The sequence below is a fragment of the Photobacterium sp. GB-50 genome (genome assembly GCF_003026755.1).
Taxonomy (GTDB): domain Bacteria; phylum Pseudomonadota; class Gammaproteobacteria; order Enterobacterales; family Vibrionaceae; genus Photobacterium.
On record NZ_PYNX01000017.1, the window covers coordinates 48,227 to 66,609 of the forward strand.

Annotated in this window: 15 protein-coding genes and 1 riboswitch; of the genes, 7 read left to right on the forward strand and 8 right to left on the reverse strand. The window is 38.2% G+C overall.

What is annotated here, in order from left to right:
* Positions 1-7: 7 nt before the first annotated feature.
* From C9J41_RS17110 to C9J41_RS17135, 6 genes are all read right to left on the reverse strand, one after another.
* Positions 8-2,440, reverse strand: coding sequence for a VolA/Pla-1 family phospholipase (locus C9J41_RS17110; protein ID WP_107294823.1), 2,433 nt, complete (start codon positions 2,438-2,440; stop codon positions 8-10).
* A gap of 36 nt (positions 2,441-2,476) precedes the next feature.
* A complete protein-coding gene (locus C9J41_RS17115) occupies positions 2,477-3,721 on the reverse strand; it encodes an outer membrane protein transport protein (RefSeq protein WP_107294824.1) in 1,245 nt (414 codons plus the stop codon).
* Between the two features lie 407 nt (positions 3,722-4,128).
* Complete coding sequence (locus tag C9J41_RS17120) at positions 4,129-5,034, reverse strand: manganese-dependent inorganic pyrophosphatase (RefSeq protein ID WP_107206432.1); 906 nt, start codon at positions 5,032-5,034, stop codon at positions 4,129-4,131.
* A 256-nt stretch (positions 5,035-5,290) separates the two neighbouring features.
* The gene (locus C9J41_RS17125) at positions 5,291-6,295 is read right to left on the reverse strand and encodes a GGGtGRT protein (RefSeq protein WP_107206433.1); all 1,005 of its coding nucleotides are present in this window, start codon (positions 6,293-6,295) and stop codon (positions 5,291-5,293) included.
* Between the two features lie 65 nt (positions 6,296-6,360).
* Complete coding sequence (locus C9J41_RS17130) at positions 6,361-7,053, reverse strand: iron-sulfur cluster assembly scaffold protein (RefSeq protein ID WP_005368217.1); 693 nt, start codon at positions 7,051-7,053, stop codon at positions 6,361-6,363.
* A gap of 221 nt (positions 7,054-7,274) precedes the next feature.
* Positions 7,275-7,342, reverse strand: a riboswitch (Fluoride riboswitch).
* A gap of 156 nt (positions 7,343-7,498) precedes the next feature.
* Entirely contained in the window at positions 7,499-9,082 is a 1,584-nt protein-coding gene (locus C9J41_RS17135) for an EAL domain-containing protein (RefSeq protein ID WP_107294825.1), read from the reverse strand.
* Positions 9,083-9,270: 188 nt separating this feature from the next.
* Between C9J41_RS17135 and C9J41_RS17140 the strand changes: the two genes are divergently transcribed.
* From C9J41_RS17140 to emrD, 3 genes are all read left to right on the forward strand, one after another.
* Positions 9,271-10,548, forward strand: coding sequence for an alpha/beta fold hydrolase (locus tag C9J41_RS17140; RefSeq protein ID WP_107294826.1), 1,278 nt, complete (start codon positions 9,271-9,273; stop codon positions 10,546-10,548).
* 267 nt (positions 10,549-10,815) lie between these two features.
* Positions 10,816-11,415, forward strand: coding sequence for a GTP cyclohydrolase II (gene ribA / locus C9J41_RS17145; RefSeq protein WP_199188082.1), 600 nt, complete (start codon positions 10,816-10,818; stop codon positions 11,413-11,415).
* Positions 11,416-11,744: 329 nt separating this feature from the next.
* Complete coding sequence (gene emrD / locus C9J41_RS17150) at positions 11,745-12,959, forward strand: multidrug efflux MFS transporter EmrD (RefSeq protein WP_107206436.1); 1,215 nt, start codon at positions 11,745-11,747, stop codon at positions 12,957-12,959.
* Positions 12,960-13,055: 96 nt separating this feature from the next.
* Here emrD and C9J41_RS17155 read toward each other — a convergent pair whose 3' ends face one another.
* Entirely contained in the window at positions 13,056-13,382 is a 327-nt protein-coding gene (locus C9J41_RS17155) for an HI1450 family dsDNA-mimic protein (RefSeq protein WP_005368211.1), read from the reverse strand.
* A gap of 241 nt (positions 13,383-13,623) precedes the next feature.
* On the opposite strand from C9J41_RS17155, the gene C9J41_RS17160 reads away from it, so the two are divergent.
* The 3 genes from C9J41_RS17160 to C9J41_RS17170 all read left to right on the forward strand — a co-directional run bounded on the left by C9J41_RS17160 (position 13,624) and on the right by C9J41_RS17170 (position 17,434).
* Positions 13,624-14,394, forward strand: coding sequence for a hypothetical protein (locus C9J41_RS17160; protein WP_107206437.1), 771 nt, complete (start codon positions 13,624-13,626; stop codon positions 14,392-14,394).
* Positions 14,395-14,418: 24 nt separating this feature from the next.
* Complete coding sequence (locus C9J41_RS17165) at positions 14,419-16,803, forward strand: DNA polymerase II (RefSeq protein ID WP_107294827.1); 2,385 nt, start codon at positions 14,419-14,421, stop codon at positions 16,801-16,803.
* Between the two features lie 100 nt (positions 16,804-16,903).
* The gene (locus C9J41_RS17170; RefSeq protein ID WP_107206439.1) at positions 16,904-17,434 is read left to right on the forward strand and encodes a YqhA family protein; all 531 of its coding nucleotides are present in this window, start codon (positions 16,904-16,906) and stop codon (positions 17,432-17,434) included.
* A 65-nt stretch (positions 17,435-17,499) separates the two neighbouring features.
* Here the strand turns inward: C9J41_RS17170 and C9J41_RS17175 are convergent, their stop codons facing one another.
* Positions 17,500-17,817, reverse strand: a complete 318-nt coding sequence (locus C9J41_RS17175; protein WP_107206440.1) for a hypothetical protein — start codon at positions 17,815-17,817, stop codon at positions 17,500-17,502.
* 258 nt (positions 17,818-18,075) lie between these two features.
* Here C9J41_RS17175 and C9J41_RS17180 point away from each other — a divergent pair, with 258 nt between their 5' ends.
* The gene (locus C9J41_RS17180; protein WP_080902005.1) at positions 18,076-18,339 is read left to right on the forward strand and encodes a DUF1289 domain-containing protein; all 264 of its coding nucleotides are present in this window, start codon (positions 18,076-18,078) and stop codon (positions 18,337-18,339) included.
* Positions 18,340-18,383: the final 44 nt, after the last annotated feature.

Sequence of the window (18,383 nt, forward strand, 5' to 3'; positions counted from 1 at the left end):
TTATCTATTAATCATAAAATGAAGTAATAACACTGCCATTATTAATAGTAAGCGATGTTCCTTTACTATTAATAAATGAGGCGATAACACTCTGCATTTCATTTGTTGCAGCAATACTTTGTTCTGTTGCGGGCTGTGATAGCTCGGATGGATTCAGAGGTGTAAGCACTGAACTGTGATATCCACCCTCAAATCTCACCGCTGTTTTCAGAGGTGACCCTGTTACAGACTTGAGTGTTTGAGTCAATTGTAACGGCTTTAGAAGTGGCGTAGTTCCTGTAAATGGTGAATAAATTGGATCCGTGCCTTGTGTTGATTTATTTGGAATCACCATATCATTTTTCATTTCTTCTAATAAAACAGCGGTTGTTTTTGGAATAAATGAAGCGTGATTTATTGGATCTGCTGGGTCCATGACGGTTTGCGCGGCATAGGCAAACTTATTAAAATTGTCATTTAAAGTATCGAGTGTTATTTGGGCCAGTGAGTTCCCTGAATCTTTACTTGTATTTAGCTGTGCAATATAGCTCTTAAAACACAATGCAAGATTTGTGTTACCACATTGTTTAGAGAATGATGGGTTAGTCGCGTCAACTATTCCACCTTTAATGAGATCACTAAAACTTGGCGAGTTTAGTAGTAAGTATGGTATTTCAGCACCTGGGTTTGCGAGTGCAACGGTATCAATATTAAATAACGTTTTATTATACTGGTCATTAAATACAGTTCTGTTCGCGATGTCTGCGACATCAACACCGGTAATAGCGCCAAGAGAGTGACCAGCAAAACTTACACCATTATTAAGAGATAATGCTGACAGTTGTTCCCCTAATTCACTAGGATCAGAGTCTGTTATTACTTTGCCTATGATTGCACGCAAGTTAACAACATCAATAACACTTTGACGTAAATTATCTCTAGCTACAGCAAGATCTATAAAGTTTAGAAACATCTTTGGATCTTCTGAAGCGTTCTTACCACCGACACCTCGAGTACCATGAAGAGGTAAATCAATAGCAAAAATAGCTCGACATTGATTACCAATAATTTTGTCAGGTAAGCTTGGATTCGAATAAACAAATTGCTCTTTATTTGATGTTACACCGTGTTGGAAAATCGTCACGCTGTAACCTGACTGCTTACATTTTTCTTGGTTTTCTTTGTCCAACTTCGGCATGATTAAATTATATTGTACTGCCGCAACTGATTGTAGTTGGGGAACAGGACTATAACGAGTGATCAATCTTTCTGGATCGAGTTGCTTACCATTAGCTAGCGTTAACTTTTGACCTTTCAGTGCTGTTAGTACTTTAATTTGTGTCGCTTTATCTGTTGCTACTTTTGCAAGATCTATGTCAGAGATATGTAGATCTGAAAGTTGAGAAGCAATCGCGCGTTTATCAGCTTCACTACCGTTAGTCAGAATATATTTAATTTTCGCAAGGCTTGGCATATCACTTTTCCAAGGGCTGACTAAATATTTCTCTGGTGCGTTAGGGGCTGAGGATATTTTATGGCTGTCTGTAGATAAATAATAAGGAAGAAAAACGGTTCCAGTATAAATCTCATTACCAGCAGGTGTTGTTGCTCCATCTGCTCCACCAAGTTGCGGTCGTGTTATTTTATAGAGATTATCTTGGTTTGCTATGTCGTCACTAGCAATCACAGGCTCATCTGTTTCAATTTGTTTTGAAATTGTCTGTAGAGTCGCCATTTTTGCAGCATACAATACATCGCCAACAGATAATGTGGTAAACCATGAAGAGAAAATGATATCCCGTTTTTTAACGATATTATGGAATGCTTCCTCTGTTGCATGGGTGATCTTTTGAGCTGGAATTAATGCTTTGGCTGGTGGCGTGCTATCAGCTTTTAGTAAAGCGTAAGAGTTACTCATACCTACCGCTTTACCATTTACATCTTTAAGATCATTTGTTAATGCAAACATATAGTTACTTGATGGATCCAGAGGCTTAAGCAGCATTACAATTAAGCTATTGCCAGAAACCGTCACCATAAAGTCCCCGTTTTGCTGGGATAATTGTGTAGGCTGTGTGGTATCGTCAGGGTTGGTAGGATCGCCTGATTTAATTAAGTAAAAGCTATTCGCTGCTGTTGCAGGATCAAGTGCCTTACCTTTAAAATTAATCGTAATAGGCTGAGTTGTACTCCAACCATCGGTTTGTCCCATTGCGATTTCAGGTGCAGTTGCGCCTTCACGTGTCGCTAATGTGCCATCTTGTGCATCCATACCTAGATAGCTAGGGATCACAATGGTTTTATTAGCTGACAGTAAATCAAAATCAATTTTTGTTTCTGCTTTTAAGCTGTCTGCAATATCAGGATCAATGGTTGGTTTAACGGTCGTTTGACTACCGCCACCACAACCAACCATGCTTAATGCAGACGCGACGATTAATGCGATTGAATTAAATTTCATTTTATTTATTCCAAATAATTAATTAGTTACAACGCATTAAAAGCGATAGTTAAGCTGTGCAGCGACAAGATACGCTTTACCACGAGAGGTAAACGTACTGTTATCTTCAACGAAGGTGGCTTTCTTACTGTGAATGTATGAAAGACCCATATCGACAGAAAGATCTGGGTTGAAGTGGTAAGTCGCACCTGCTGAATACCAGTAACGATCAGTATCTGGAATACTTAGTGTTGCTTGGCCTGCATTTTGGTCAAGGGCAAAACCGTAACGAAGTGTCCATTCATCATTCATTGTGTAAGTCGTACCGACAGCCCAACGATAGGTATCTTTGTAATTTTCTTTTTTCAGTAAACAGGTACCAACTTGACCATTAAAGCCTGGCTTACATTGTGAGCTAGTGGCACGAATTTCTTTAAACTTGTTGTATTGTGTCCACTGTAAGCTATAGCTGATCGCCCATTGTGAATTTAGTTGATGGAAACCAGAAAACTCTGCGATAGCGGGGAGCGGTAACGAAAGGTTAGCAGAAACAGTGTTATGTGGTTTACCGGTTATTGAGCCTAAATAATCGGTAAAATCACCATCAAAGTTAAGATTAACTTGTGAGCGGTAACTTAGGCCAAAACGGTTATTCTGATCTAATTCATAAAGTGCGCCAATATTCCAACCCCAGCCCCAACTTGTGCCTTTTAAGTTGATTGCATTGTCACTTGGTTGACTATTAGGAACCGCCAATGAAAGTGCACCTAAACGGCGATCAAACTCGGCATTAGCATAAACAAGGCTAACACCGCCGCCAATGCTGAAGTGTGGATTTAAACGGTAGGCAATATTTGGATTAAAGTTGAATGTTTCAAGGGACGTTTTGCCTGCCAATAACCCTGCGTTGAAATCGTTAGGGTACTTTGTTGTTACACCGTAATTACTGAAAAGTGCAAGACCAACCGCGACTTTGTTATTGATTGGTTGAATATAATAGCCCGCAGGAACAAAGCTAACGGGGGCGATATTTTTTGCGCCTTGATCAAAGCTATGATCGTAAATATCAACAGAAGGTATGACAACACTTGCTACGGTAGAAACTTCTGCGTGTTTAAATAAGGTCATCGCGGCAGGGTTGCGAGCTAACACGGCGGCAGAATCAGCAAAGGCAGCATCGCCTGCGTAGGCACGACCTAAACCCGCAGCTGAATGTTCTGATACTTGGTAGCCAGCAGCATAGCTTTGACTCGAAATGGCTAGACCAATAACACATGTAATATAACGTTTTTTAATGGACATTAACTGTCTCTCTTTTTATTAGCTTCTTGCTCTTCCATTGGGGTGCTAAATGGCGGCATTATTTTTAGAGAGAGAAGTATATGTATACCTAAAAAGAATACTAAGTAAATTTGACAATTGTCACATAAATAGCGTTTGTTTGGCTGTGTTTTATTCTTCACGTTGTTTTTTTATACAAATAAAATGAGCTTAAAATTAAAGTATTTGCTCTAATATCAGTCGTGTAAATTATAAATTGTTTAAAAAAAGGACAAAAATAAAGAAGGTCACTGTATTGGCTTCAGAAAAAAATGACAGCTAATAACGATAGTTTATATCGATAACTATAGAATGTGTTGGAATAAAAAACGCGATAAGAGAGAGCTCCTATCGCGTCATATTTGGTGGCTAGTACTAAAACCTAATGATTAAGCAAGTACTGTTTGTAGCCAAGGCCAGCCTTGTTTCTTACGGCTTAGCGTATTTTCCATCATTAGAACGCCATCTTTTGCATGCGCGTCTAAAATGTTGTTCCAATCACCAGTGTAAAGTAGGCGAGTCGTACTTGTTGTAATGTCTGTTAGCATTAGTGCAGCCATCGCTAAACCTTCTTCGTCACAACGACGTTGTAGATCTGCCTGAAGCTCTTCAATCATGCTGTCAACTTGCTCTAGTGTTGCAAGTTCAATTTGACCAACAACAACGTCACGGTCGTTGAAAGGGTAGCCTTTAAGATCTTTATCAACTAATTGCGCAGCAGTAAGACCTTCAATGTCAGTCTTTGCAATTAGTAGTGCTTTAATGAATGCTTCAAGATCTTGAACATCAGCAATTTGAGCAAGCTCGTGCACTGCGTCTTTATCTTTTTGTGTACATGTTGGCGATGCGAAGCCAACAGTGTCAGATAGGATTGCAGACATCATAAGAACAGCAAGTTCACGTGTGATTTCGTGGCCTTCAATCTTAAATAGGTTAAATAGAACAGTACAAGTACAACCTACAGGCCAGATCCATGCTTCCATTGGATTGATTGTCATTACATCACCTAGACGGTGGTGGTCAACAATACCTACAACTTCAGCGTCTGCTAGGTCGTCAGGTGCTTGAGCAAGATCAGAGTAGTCAACTAACCATACTTTCTCGCCAGCAACACTTGTACGTAGCTCAGGAGCTGCAACGCCAGCAAGTTCAAGGATGTGTTGAGTTTCACGGTTCATTTCGCCTTGACGAATTGCTGTCGCTTCAAGACCACGTGCTTTAAGAAACGCTGTACAAACTAGTGCTGAGCAAATGCTATCACTATCAGGGTTTTTGTGACCTACTACTTGGATCATGATGTTTCCTTAACTAAGTCATGCAATAATATTTAACTGAATGACGTAATACGATTTAACTTAATTACAGCCGATTATACCTATAAGCCTGCTTTTTTATAGGTATAAGTGTTATCAAGTTTATTGAGTACCGAGGATTTTAGAGATTTTTTTCTTATATTCAACAAAATTAACAACTAGCTGAAAAAATAAAGGCATGGTTAATTAAAACCATGCCTTTTATCGTTATTTGAAGATAAAGATTTTAAATTTCTGCTTACGCGGTTTGCGCTTGCTCAATTGCTACTGCAACAGCCACTGTTGCACCAACCATTGGATTATTACCCATACCAATTAAGCCCATCATTTCTACGTGAGCAGGTACAGATGAAGAACCAGCAAATTGAGCGTCAGAGTGCATACGACCCATGGTGTCAGTCAGGCCGTAAGATGCAGGACCTGCCGCTACGTTATCTGGGTGAAGAGTACGACCAGTACCGCCGCCTGATGCAACTGAGAAGTAATCTTGGCCTGCTTCTAGACGTTCTTTTTTGTATGTACCAGCCACTGGGTGTTGGAAGCGAGTAGGGTTAGTCGAGTTACCTGTAATAGAGATATCAACATTCTCGCGGTGCATAATCGCTACACCTTCACGCACATCATCAGCACCGTAACAGTTAATTTCGCCACGTTGTGTTTGAGAGAAGCGACGTTCATTAACGATTTCAAGTTCACCAGTCGTGTAGTTGAACTGAGTTTGTACATAGTTAAAGCCGTTAATACGCGCAATAAGGTAAGCTGCATCTTTACCCAAACCGTTAAGAATAACGCGCAGTGGGTTAGTACGTACCTTGTTTGCGTTTAGCGCGATTTTGATTGCACCTTCAGCCGCAGCATAGGATTCGTGACCTGCTAGGAATGCAAAACACTGAGTTTCATTGCTTAGAAGACGCGCACCTAGACGACCATGACCTAAACCCACTTTACGTTGGTCAGCAACAGAGCCTGGGATACAGAATGCTTGTAGACCTTGGCCTAAAAACTCAGCCGCTTCAGCCGCTGTTTTTGCGCCTTCTTTTAGTGCGATTGCAGCGCCTAGAACATATGCCCATGATGCGTTTTCAAACGCAATTGGTTGGGTTTCTTTTACGATATCGTAAGCGTTAACACCTTTATCTTCGATGTATTGACGCGCTTCTTCAAGTGAAGAAAAACCATATTGTTCTAGAACGGGTGTGATTTGGTTAATACGACGATCAAAGCTTTCAAATAATGCAGCCATGATAAAATCCTCAATAAATTTAGCAAATTAGGTGTAATTGAATATATGGATAACAGCTTGGCTGATTATTCGTGACGAGGATCGATTGTGCGAACCGCTTCGTCAAAACGACCATATTGACCTGTTGCTTGTTCCATTGCTTGATCTGCTGGAACACCTTTACCGATAGATTCCATCATCTTACCGATATTAACGAAGCGGTAGCCGATGATTTCGTCGTTGTCATCAAGTGCGATTTTAGTAACGTAACCTTCAGCCATCTCCATGTAACGAGGGCCTTTTTCACGAGTACCGTAATGCGTACCTACTTGGCTACGTAAACCTTTACCAAGGTCTTCTAGACCAGCACCAATTGGTAGACCGTCTAAAGAGAAAGCCGTTTGTGTACGACCGTAAACGTATTGAAGGAAAATTTCACGCATTGCAACGTTGATAGCATCACATACTAGGTCAGTATTTAGTGCTTCAAGGATAGTTTTACCAGTGATGATTTCTGAAGCCATTGCTGCAGAGTGAGTCATACCTGAGCAACCGATAGTTTCGATTAATGCTTCTTCAATGATACCGTTTTTCACGTTTAAAGTTAGTTTTGCAGCACCTTGTTGTGGTGCACAAGTACCACAACCGTGGCTAACACCAGAAATTGCAATAACATCTTTAGGTTGTACCCAGCGACCTTCAACAGGAATGGGTGCAGACTCGTGATGTGGACCACGAGAGATAGGACACATATTTTGTACTTCAGTTGAGTATTGCATTGCTCTGCCTCACTAGACACCGCGTTACTAATTATAAAACTCAGAGTAGGAAAGAGTTGTATAACGCTCAGCCGTGTTGAATTGATAATTCTTTATCGAGCAGAAAATAGAAGAGGACAAAAATGAAATAACAACGCGACGAATGCAAAAATTAATATAATTAATTAAAATTATAAATATCCATTTAAACAAATACACGGTCCTCGACGATTTAAAGTCGAATGTTGTTAGACGTCATTATCCTTTATTGAAAGGCGGTTAAAGGAGGAACATCATCTCCCGCCATAAAACCTATTATTTATGGCATACGATATAGAGATATAAATATCTCTTTCTCTGATAAGATAAATATACGCTTTTATTCTAATGCCGTGTAATTTAAAAAAAAGAATAAAGATTTCAAATATGAAAAAACTGAATGAGAATAAATATCATTATATTCTCATTAGTCTCTAATGATTATCTTTTTTAAATTGTTATTAATATATTTCTCTAAATCAGAAAAGGGCATTGGTTTTGCGTAATAAAAACCTTGAATTAAAAATACGCCTTGGTCTCTTAAATAATTGACTTGTTCTTGTGTTTCCACACCTTCAGCAATCATGGTCAATTTTGCTTCTTTTCCAAAGCTGATAATAGCGTTTAATATATTGGCTTTAACGTCACAAGTACCGATTGTATCAATAAACATTTTGTCAATTTTTAAGGTGCTGATGGGTAACTCTTGAAAGTAGCTAAAGCCACCGAACCCCGTTCCTGCATCATCGAGCTTAATGGAAATACCATGGTCAATTAATCGCTGCATCACTTCTTTGGCTGAGGTTACGTTTGTGAACTGAGTTCTCTCGGTTACTTCTATCGCAACACGGTGATTAGACACTTGCGCTGAAGATAATGTGTTGAGTAATTTTGTTGCAAACGTTTGATTTTGAAGTTGACGCGGTATGACATTAATACTGATATAAAAGTCGTCATGGATGTTATTTAGTTTTGAAAGATCCTCAGCTACTTGTGATATTAAAAGATCTGTTATCTCGTAAATTTGTTTATTCTGTTCGGCAATATCAATAAAGTTAGCAGGAGAAATAATTTCACCATTTGCTTTACACCATCTAATTAAGCTCTCACAACCGATAATTGAGCCTGTCATTGAATTAATAATAGGCTGGTAAAAAGGGATAAACTCTTTGCGTTTAATACCCCGTTCAATAGCCATTTTAACTGTTCGTTGTTGAGGGCGAAGGCCTAAAAATATACATGTAATAACAAGTAGAATGCATAAAAAAACATTAACCATTAAAAGTTCTGAATGAACAATATCCGTTAATCCTTTTTTAGTTACAAAAACTTCAAGATAAATGTTTTTTGTCAGCTTTTTTTTAAATTCATGATAAAAGATATTTTTTTTAATCTTCGACTGGATTTGAATTTTTTTATCCTTATAAATAATATTAATAACAACATTATTATCATTTGTGTTATTAAAATAAAGTTGACGATTTAATGGGTCGGTAATTGTGATTAAATGGGTATCATTAGGCAAATTACGAATTATTTTCAAGCGACTGCCTAAATATGAAGTAACCACATAGTCTTCAAGCGTGATTGCATTTTCTTTATTGTAGTTATCACTTATAGGTGAATTTATCCCGTAATTTGAACAACTACTGTGAGGAGTGAACAGTCCAAGATAATGAATGTTACTCGACAAATCATTTGCTAATCGCATTTCTTTAATATCATGTTTTGAACATGTAAAAGTTAGCTTTGGTATTAACTTTTCTATACCTGTAGATAGAGCAACCCCCTCATTATCAGAAAGGTACAATGTAGGCACTAACGCGTCTATGCCTGAGTCAAATACCATGGTATCCGGCTCATTGGTTTTATTTTTTAAATTGACACGATTATACAGCCCATATTGGAATAAACTAACTTTTATAAAATACTGCATTAAAAAGATAGAGCCTAAACCTATAATAAGAATTATAAAAGGTTGCTTCCAACGAAGTAATAAATTGTTATTCATGATATTTAAATTAGCATCGATTCTAACTAGGTATATTCTATTATTCTTTAGCTGTTTGTTTCAAATATAAATACAATTATTGAATAAATGACTAGAAAATTAGCACTTGTGGTTATATATTTTAACGGTTATATAACCTTATGTTAAATATTGTATTATTAATTGACCTAATAATGGAGTTGCAGTAAATGCAAAAAATATATAAAAGTGATGGTTTACTATTTAAATCACATTGGTTTACTGTTCCGCTGAATTATAGAGATTCACATCAAGAAAAAATTACTGTTTATGCTCGAGAAGTGGTGAAGCAAGGCCACGAAAATGATGATTTACCGTGGTTAGTTTATTTACAAGGAGGACCTGGATTTCCATCGCCACGCCCGACGGGCAATTCAGGTTGGCTTAAGCAGGCATTAACAAAATACCGCGTATTACTGCTTGATCAACGAGGTACAGGGAAAAGTACTCCGGTTTCTCATCAAACTTTGTCTGATAAAACACCAGAGCAGCAAACAAACTATTTAAGTTATTTTCGCGCTAATAATATTGTTAAAGATGCTGAATTTATTCGTGAAGCATTAAATATTAAACAATGGGCTATTTTGGGGCAAAGCTTTGGTGGGTTCTGTGCATTGCATTATTTATCTTATTACCCTGAGTCATTAACACGTGCTTATTTAACGGGTGGTATTCCACCGATAACAGGGCATGCTGATAACGTTTACCGTGCAACTTATAAACGTGTACTCGGTAAAAATAATAGTTTCTTTTCTCGCTTTCCTAATGCACAACAGCAATGTGTCGATATTGCTAATTTCTTATTGGACAATGATGTTCGGTTACCTAATGGTCAACGATTTACTGTTGAACAATTCCAACTGTGGGGGATTAATTTAGGTCGAGGTGGTGGTGATTTAGCGATGTACTACATGCTTGATGAAGCTTTTGTTGAGGTTGGTGGTCAACCTGAGTTGAGCTACAGCTTTTTAAACCAAATGTTATTAGAGCAAAGCTATCAGACAAATCCTATCTACGCTATTTTGCATGAATCTATATATTGCCAACATGAAGCGTCGAGCTGGTCAGCGCAACGTGTACGGAGTGAATACCCGCAATTTAATTACGTAAAGGGAGGGGATTTCTTCTTCACAGGGGAGATGGTCTATCCGTGGATGTTCGATCAACTGCATTGCTTACAACCACTAAAGATTGCGGCAGAATTACTTGCAGTGAAAGATGATTGGTCTTGCTTATATGATGCTCAGCAATTAGCGAACAATACCGTTCCCGTTGCTGCTGCTGTCTATGTTGATGATATGTATGTTGATTATGATTTAAGTTGCCAAACACTAGCAGGGTTAAATCAGGCTAAAGTGTGGGTAACAAATGAATATGAACATAATGGGTTAGGTGTTGCTGGAGAAGTTATTTTATCTAAATTAATGACGTTAGCCGATAACCTATAAAATAGTTGAGCAAATTGCTTAGGTATTATTTGTGTTATAATATAACATATTGATAATGGTACACGTGAGTTCCTGCTGCACAGTACGATAAATTTAACCTGTTGGTGATCTTTTTAAACGATTAATCACGTATTATCTTTGTTTAAAGCGCAGTACTGTTGTCATGTGGTAATTTTCGCTATTATTCACAAGTTGAAATTAAGTCGATAGTCATCATAAGCAATAGCATTCCTTATGATCGAGTATTAGAAAATGCTTAGGAAGAATATGGTAAATGTTAGGGCGAGAGTGCCTTTTAAAGTTGGTTTAAAAAGCAATATTCCTGCAGATTTGCTTTCGTTCAACGGGCTTGAGTCTGGTAAAGAACACGTTGCCGTTATTTTTAAAGATGCAGATAAAACGACAGCACCTTTGGTGCGTATGCATTCTGAATGTTTAACTGGTGATGTTTTCCACTCATCTCGATGTGACTGTGGTGAACAGTTAGATGAAACTATTGAAAAGATGGGGGAGTTAGGCGGTATTATTCTTTATCTTCGTCAAGAAGGGCGTGGTATAGGTTTGTACAATAAAATTGATGCTTATAAGCTTCAAAGTGAAGGTATGAACACATATGAAGCAAACAATCATCTAGGTTTTGGTGACGATTTACGTGATTTCAGTGAAGCGGCATATATGTTGAAAGCACTGGGTTTAACTGAGATTCGACTTGTTACTAATAACCCTAAAAAGATTCGTGAATTAAGCGAAAATGGTATCAATATTGTTGAAGTTGTTGGTACTAAAGCGCATGTAAAAGATGGTAATGAAAGTTATCTTAAAACCAAAGCAAGTCATGGTCATCATCGCTTATATTTCGAAAGTTAAGTTGTATTATCTGTAAAAAGAAGCCCTGTATTGCTCGCAGGGCTTTTTTGTTTCTGTACAATTTTTCTGAACAAGATTCCCCACACTTACACATTAGAAAATGTAATCCAAATTCAAAATTTATTCGTGCTAAATCAAGCAATATCTTCTTGTCATAATCCAGCATCAAGATTAACATCTCGTCTTAAATTTAGTCATAGGTTCTAATATAAGAATATTTATTGAATGTTGAATTCAATATTTATTGTTAGGTTAGAGTTTTATCCTGTTTGAAGGGCTCGTTTTTATTTTATCGGGTTCTTTGCAAAATATTATTCTGTCTGAGGGTAATGGTTGTGGTTAAGCAATCGTCTTCGAATATGGGCAAGTTCCTATTCTTGCTTATTATATTTATTGCTGTAGGGCAAATGACCCAAACAATGTACGTGCCAGCAATTCCAGAAATGGCGACGTTCTTTGGTGTTAGAGCTGCTTCTTTACAGGCAGTGATGGCCGCGTATTTAATTCCTTATGGTTTATCGCAGTTTGTTTATGGGCCGTTATCTGATCGTATTGGCCGACGTCCCGTAATGATCAGCGGTATGGTCATTTTCTTGATCGGTACTGTTATTGCGTTAGTAGCCCCAAGTTTTGAAGTACTACTCCTTGCTAGTTTTATCCAAGGTATGGGTACTGGTACCAGTGGTGCAATGAGCCGAACAGTTACACGCGATTGTTATGACGGTGATGACTTACATAAAGTAAATAGTTTAGTCAGTATGGGGGTGATATTTTCTCCATTGATCGCACCTGTATTAGGTGGCTATTTATCAGAGCATCTAGGCTGGGAATCTATTTATATTTACCTTTTAGGTTTTGGTTCACTTGTAACACTTGCCCTAATGCGTTCTTTTGGTGAAACATTACCCGTTGAAAATCGCCGAGCGGAGCGAGTATGGGTAAGTTACCGTTATGTGTTATCTAATCGTCGTTTCCAAGGTTATGTGGTGTGTTTAATTGCCACATTTGCAGGTGTCGCTACGTTTGAAGCATCAGCAGGGGTATTACTGGGTAGTGTGTTAAAACTGGATCCAAGTACCGTAAGTTGGTTATTCATTCTGCCTTTGCCGGGTTATTTATTGGGTTCTTGGGGCTCAAATAAATTGATGAAGCGATTGGGTACCAACCGCGTTTTATTCTTGGGTATGTTTGCCTTACTTGCAGGTGCTATTACGATAATTATTCCAGGCATGGAGGGGCTGGTAACGGTGACGAGTTTAATTGGTGGTGCGTTTATTTATTTTATGGGCGCTGGGGTTTTATTTCCTGCTGCTACCACATTAGCAATTCAGCCGTTTCCGCAACATGCAGGTACAGCTGGAGCCGTACTTGGTGGTCTTCAGAATTTAGGCGCAGGTTTAGCTACATTAGCAGCATCAGCAATGAGTGCACAAAGCCAATTTAATTTAGGTGCAGTACTTGCAGTAATGGCAATTCTTGTCGTGTTGAGTTTGGTGTGGATCCGACGCAGTGAGAAACATGACATCACAATACTGGCAAGTTAATTAAGCTCGATTATTGTGTTGTGAAAGTAAAAAAGGCGACATCACATCCATTAAAAAGATGTTGATATCGCCTTTTTTCTATTAGGAATACGATGATTAATCGCGTTTCCATAAAATATGGCAGCCTTTGTTTTCAGGATCACGGCTAATTAGCATACGCGCAAATACGTCATCGAGTTCATCGTTTTCTTCATTAACAAGACCAATGATAACCTCAGCAAAAAGCTCTTTATCCACATCAAAACCAGCGTGCTCTGCCCAGTCATCACGTGTTTCAACGATTTCAGCTGCACCACGATCTTCAAATTGTGCAGTGAAGAGTAATACGTCTGCTGGCTCTAAGTTATCTTGTGCCATTTCTAAGAAAATATCGTATGCCGCATCGATAACGTCATCGTAAGAAATCAGGTTTTGAGTTTCCATAGATTAAGATCTGTCTCTTTGTGTGTAAGAGTGGTGATTATACTAAAACCTCGCTAAGAAGCGATGCCTATAATGGTTTGAATGAAAATTTAAGCAGAAAAACAACGATTTTGAGTATTTACTTTCGATAGGTTGAATTTGGTAGTATATAAAGAGAATAAAGCATATAAATCTACATTTTTATTACGATTTGTTATTGCTGTTTTTTACGGATTGAAGCTGTCTATGAGTTGTATTTGTAATGAAAACACTACCTGTTCTTGATGAATTAACCCCATTTCAAGCACCTTATATGCCAGTGTTATTAGCTTTGGTAAAACAATTACAGGCTGAGTTTTCAGAGCAAATACACAGCATATACCTTAATGGCAGTGTTGCCGCTCGTTGCGCGATAACAGAACGTTCAGATCTTAATATAACACTGGTTGTTAATAGATCATTATCGGCATCAGAACACCGCGTATTAGATTCACTATGTCAACAAATAGCCTATCGTTATAACGTTATCACTCAGGTTGATCTGACAGTGGTTACGCGAGATGAAGTGATGACACTGGCATCGATTTTTAAATGGGGTTTTTGGTTTAAGCACTGTAGCGTATGCCTCTATGGCGATAGTTTGGCAACACAATTTGGTTTGTTTGAACCGAGTTGGGAGATAGCAAAAGCCTTTAATAGTGATATAAAAACGGTACTTGCGGATTGTCGTAGTAAAATTATGGCAACGAAAAGTGTGACAGAATATAACGCATTGTGCCGAAAGGTGGGTAAGAAGATGCTACGAAGCTGTTTTATGCTGGTGGCACATCGCACATCGAGTTTAGCTTATAGTGAGCAGCAATGTGCTGACTTCTTTCTTCATTTTTATCCTGACAAAACAGTCGATATTGAACGTATTCAAATTCTTATCAATGGTCCACAAGTACCCAAACGTGCCGCTTTGTTTTTAGTTGAACATGTCGGGAATTGGATTGTGGCGGAGTTTGAAAAAATAGAAAAAAAGATCGGGTGATCATATCAACAGCAGAGGTTTTATTTGCAGTCGTTAACAACGGGTTTTGTTTTAACTCGCCAAAGTCGTGACATTAATGGACAAACAGAAATCATTCTCTGGGTTAAAACAGAAAATGGTCCATATCGTTTGTCTATTATAGGCGATAAGCCTGTTTTCTTTGTTCGTACAGAGCAAAAAGCGCAAGCCCAACAGGTATTAACGAGTGCGAATATCACAACAGAGTGGAAAGATCTGCCACTTAAAACGTTTCAGCATCATGTTGTTTCTGCCTGTTATTGCCACACTATTCGCGATGGCTTCTCTGCGGTAAAAGCACTTTCTGCGGAGCTAATTGATGTTTTTGAATCGGATATTCGTTTAGCAGATCGCTATTTAATGGAACGTTTTGTTCGTGGCGGCTTGGTTTTTACCGGTGATCAACGTCAGCGTTCTGGCTACATTGAAGTCACAAAAACTAAAGTAAAACCTATTGATTATGTACCAACGCTGAGTGTCGTGTCGTTAGATATTGAGTGTTCTGAAAAAGGCGTATTGTATTCTATTGGTTTACACAGCGATGCTGATAGCCGAGTGATCATGGTAGGGCAAGCACCTGACGGTTATAGCGAGTCTAGTGACTTGTTGATCGAGTGGGTTGAAAATGAAAAGGCGTTATTGCAATCGTTAGAGTTGTGGTTTATGGCTTTTGATCCTGATGTGATCATCGGATGGAACGTGATCGACTTTGATTTTCGTTTATTATTGCATCGTGCGGAGTGGAATAAAGTTAATTTACGTATTGGTCGTGGACGACAAACGCCGCATTATCGACCATCTTCGCAAAATCCTAATCAAGGGTTTATTACTGTTCCCGGACGAGTCGTCATGGATGGTATTGATACGCTTAAAACCGCGACCTATAACTTCCGTTCATGGTCGCTAGAGTCGGTTTCACAAGAATTATTGGGTGAAGGTAAAGCGATTCATAACGTACACGATCGGATGGCGGAAATTAATCATATGTTTCGCCATGATAAGCTCTCTCTTGCTAAATATAACTTACAAGATTGTGAGTTGGTGACTCGCATTTTTGAGCATACTCATTTACTCGATTTTGCTATTGAACGGTGCCGTTTAACGGGCGTGGAATTGGATCGTGTAGGGGGCTCAGTTGCCGCCTTTACCAATCTTTATATGCCGCAATTACACAGAGCAGGCTATATCGCACCAAACCTTGTCAGTGATAATTGGATCGCAAGCCCGGGTGGTTATGTTATGGACTCTAAACCCGGATTATATGATTCTGTATTAGTCCTCGATTTTAAATCACTATATCCTTCGATTATCCGATCTTTTCGGATTGATCCTATGGGGCTAGTCGAAGGGTTAAACCAAGAAGAAGGTAAAGCGGAACACCAAGCTATTAATGGGTTTCGTGGCGGACGCTTTCATCGGACCAAGCATTTCTTGCCGAAGATGATTGAAGATTTATGGGCTGCACGTGATCAAGCCAAACGTGATGGCGAAAAAGCGTTTTCCCAAGCAATTAAAATCATCATGAACTCATTTTATGGTGTATTAGGATCGTCAGGCTGTCGTTTCTTTGATCACCGTTTAGCTTCATCGATTACCATGCGTGGCCATGAAATCATGAAATTGACTCGAGAGTTAATTGAAGCTAAAGGCTATGAAGTGATTTATGGTGATACCGACTCAACTTTTGTATCACTTAAAAAAGCCCATTCACAAGATGATGCAAATGCGATTGGTCATGACTTAGTCTCTTATATTAATCAGTGGTGGACAACACATCTACGTGATGAATATGGCTTAACATCGGCTCTTGAAATTGAATATGAAACTCATTACCACAAGTTTTTAATGCCCACTATTCGGGGACAAGAAACAGGCAGTAAAAAACGGTATGCCGGATTAGTGTGGCGAGGGGATAAAGAAGAAATCGTATTTAAAGGGTTAGAGACGGTACGAACAGACTGGACACCACTCGCTCAACATTTTCAGCAGTCACTGTATCAAATGGTTTTCCATGATCAGGATGTTGATGATTATGTTCGTGATTATACGCAGCGAACGTTAGCAGGGGAGTTTGATGATTTGCTTATTTACCGTAAGCGATTAAGACGAAATTTAGCGGATTATCAGAAAAATATACCACCGCAGGTGCGTGCAGCCCGTTTAGCTGATGAAATGAACCTAAAATTAGGTCGTCCTCGTCAATATCAAAATAAAGGGACGATTGAATATGTATTTACAGTATCAGGTGCTGAGCCAAGCGAGTATCGTCAAAGCCCTATCGACTATAACCATTATATTGATAAGCAATTAAAGCCAGTTGCTGATGGTATCTTGCCGTTTATAGGTAAATACTTTGATGAGATTACTGCGCCGCAGTTAGGGTTGTTTTAACGATTATCATAATGGTTATTTATTCTTTTTTCACATTCACTGTTACTAGTAGTTTATGGTTTATTCTTTATAATGTGAAAAACTTTTAGATTATCCCATTATGAAAAAAACATTTAATGCTTTTCGATATGTAGGCTGGTTAGCTATCATTTGCTCTACTCTTGGCTCATTGTTGCTGTTTATTGTTGGCTCAATGAAAACGTATACCGCGTTTACTGTGGTGTTTTTTAATGCAGTACCGCATAACAGCCTAGTGCATTTAGATACTGCAGATATAGCGACGTATTATTTAATCAAGTCACTCGATATTTTTTTAATCGCTTTTGTATTGTTTATTTTTGCACACGGTGTATTCACACTATTTATATCAAATAAAAAATCGCCAGACGCAGATAAAACAAATGTTTTAGGTTGGATCAAAACACCTAATATTGGGCATTTAAAAAATGTATTAGCAGAAGTCATTGTGATCATTCTTTTTGTTAAGTTCTTAGAGGCGGTATTGGTCAATTTCAATAATCTTGATTGGAAGATACTTATTTTACCCGTTTCTATTTTATTACTTAGCCTAGGATTGAAGTTTTTAAACTTAGCTGAAGAATCGGATGATCGCGTTGAAGAAAATGACTAATATTCGGAAATGATATAAAAAAACGCGCTATATAAGCGCGTTTTTTTGTTGCTAATAAATAAAAACTATTTAAAGAATTCAACTTTAGATACGTCTTTAGTATTGGCAAGAATAGGATCGAAATTGATCACACCACGGTTTTGAGTACAGATCTTGTACACATCACCACATTCAAAAATAGCTAAAATTTCTTCAGGTGCACGGAATATTTCTGGCGGAAGTTTACCTACTTCACCAATACATACCGTTCCTTCATGTGACCAAACTAACTTACTTACGCGTTTACTGTCGCTCGGAATAGGTGCTGAGACATGTGCAGCAATCGAGGAATAAACAGATTCCGCTTGTTCAAGGTCTTTAGCCGATGGTACAAAAAAATCCATGGTTCCCTCCTTTGATATATCTATTCGGGGACATGACTAGATATATAATGTAAAAATTAGTTATCAGCCATGACAACTCGAATAACCTTATCAGAGTTGAGGTGATGAAAGCAACTAACATAACTGACTATTTTTTCATAAAATCAATACAGAATTAACGAATTAGCAAAATTTTGTTAGTGTTTTTCACTTAATAACAGCACGAGTTATAAAAATCTATTATTCTCATTAAAGGTATGATGATGAAATTTAATAGGCATGGAACAGAAAGACTTTTTTGATATTCCAAGTCCCTGTAAGCGCATATGTGAAGTGAATAATAAGGGGTATTGCAAAGGATGCTTCCGTAGTAGGGAAGAGCGTTTGTATTGGCTTAAAATGACCGATGATGAAAAACATCTAGTACTTGATATATGTCGTCGCCGCAAACAGCAAGTACTAAGGCGTCACCGAGCTAAATTGCAGCAAGAGTTAGATAAGAATATTGAGCAAGAGGATGATCCGCAACAGTCGTTGTTTTAGTAAATATATCGATACAGTTATTTAGATATAAAAAAAGCACTCCG

Bases quoted from the DNA above. Each gene is read 5' to 3' on its own strand.
- C9J41_RS17180 (WP_080902005.1), top strand. From the start codon at position 18,076: ATGGAACAGAAAGACTTTTTTGATATTCCAAGTCCCTGTAAGCGCATA.
- C9J41_RS17120 (WP_107206432.1), bottom strand. From the start codon at position 5,034: ATGATCCAAGTAGTAGGTCACAAAAACCCTGATAGTGATAGCATTTGC.
- C9J41_RS17170 (WP_107206439.1), top strand. From the start codon at position 16,904: ATGAAAAAAACATTTAATGCTTTTCGATATGTAGGCTGGTTAGCTATC.
- C9J41_RS17110 (WP_107294823.1), bottom strand. From the start codon at position 2,440: ATGAAATTTAATTCAATCGCATTAATCGTCGCGTCTGCATTAAGCATG.
- C9J41_RS17160 (WP_107206437.1), top strand. From the start codon at position 13,624: ATGAAAACACTACCTGTTCTTGATGAATTAACCCCATTTCAAGCACCT.
- C9J41_RS17175 (WP_107206440.1), bottom strand. From the start codon at position 17,817: ATGGATTTTTTTGTACCATCGGCTAAAGACCTTGAACAAGCGGAATCT.
- C9J41_RS17155 (WP_005368211.1), bottom strand. From the start codon at position 13,382: ATGGAAACTCAAAACCTGATTTCTTACGATGACGTTATCGATGCGGCA.
- C9J41_RS17125 (WP_107206433.1), bottom strand. From the start codon at position 6,295: ATGGCTGCATTATTTGAAAGCTTTGATCGTCGTATTAACCAAATCACA.
- C9J41_RS17130 (WP_005368217.1), bottom strand. From the start codon at position 7,053: ATGCAATACTCAACTGAAGTACAAAATATGTGTCCTATCTCTCGTGGT.
- ribA (WP_199188082.1), top strand. From the start codon at position 10,816: ATGGTAAATGTTAGGGCGAGAGTGCCTTTTAAAGTTGGTTTAAAAAGC.
- C9J41_RS17135 (WP_107294825.1), bottom strand. From the start codon at position 9,082: ATGAATAACAATTTATTACTTCGTTGGAAGCAACCTTTTATAATTCTT.
- C9J41_RS17115 (WP_107294824.1), bottom strand. From the start codon at position 3,721: ATGTCCATTAAAAAACGTTATATTACATGTGTTATTGGTCTAGCCATT.
- emrD (WP_107206436.1), top strand. From the start codon at position 11,745: ATGGTTGTGGTTAAGCAATCGTCTTCGAATATGGGCAAGTTCCTATTC.
- C9J41_RS17140 (WP_107294826.1), top strand. From the start codon at position 9,271: ATGCAAAAAATATATAAAAGTGATGGTTTACTATTTAAATCACATTGG.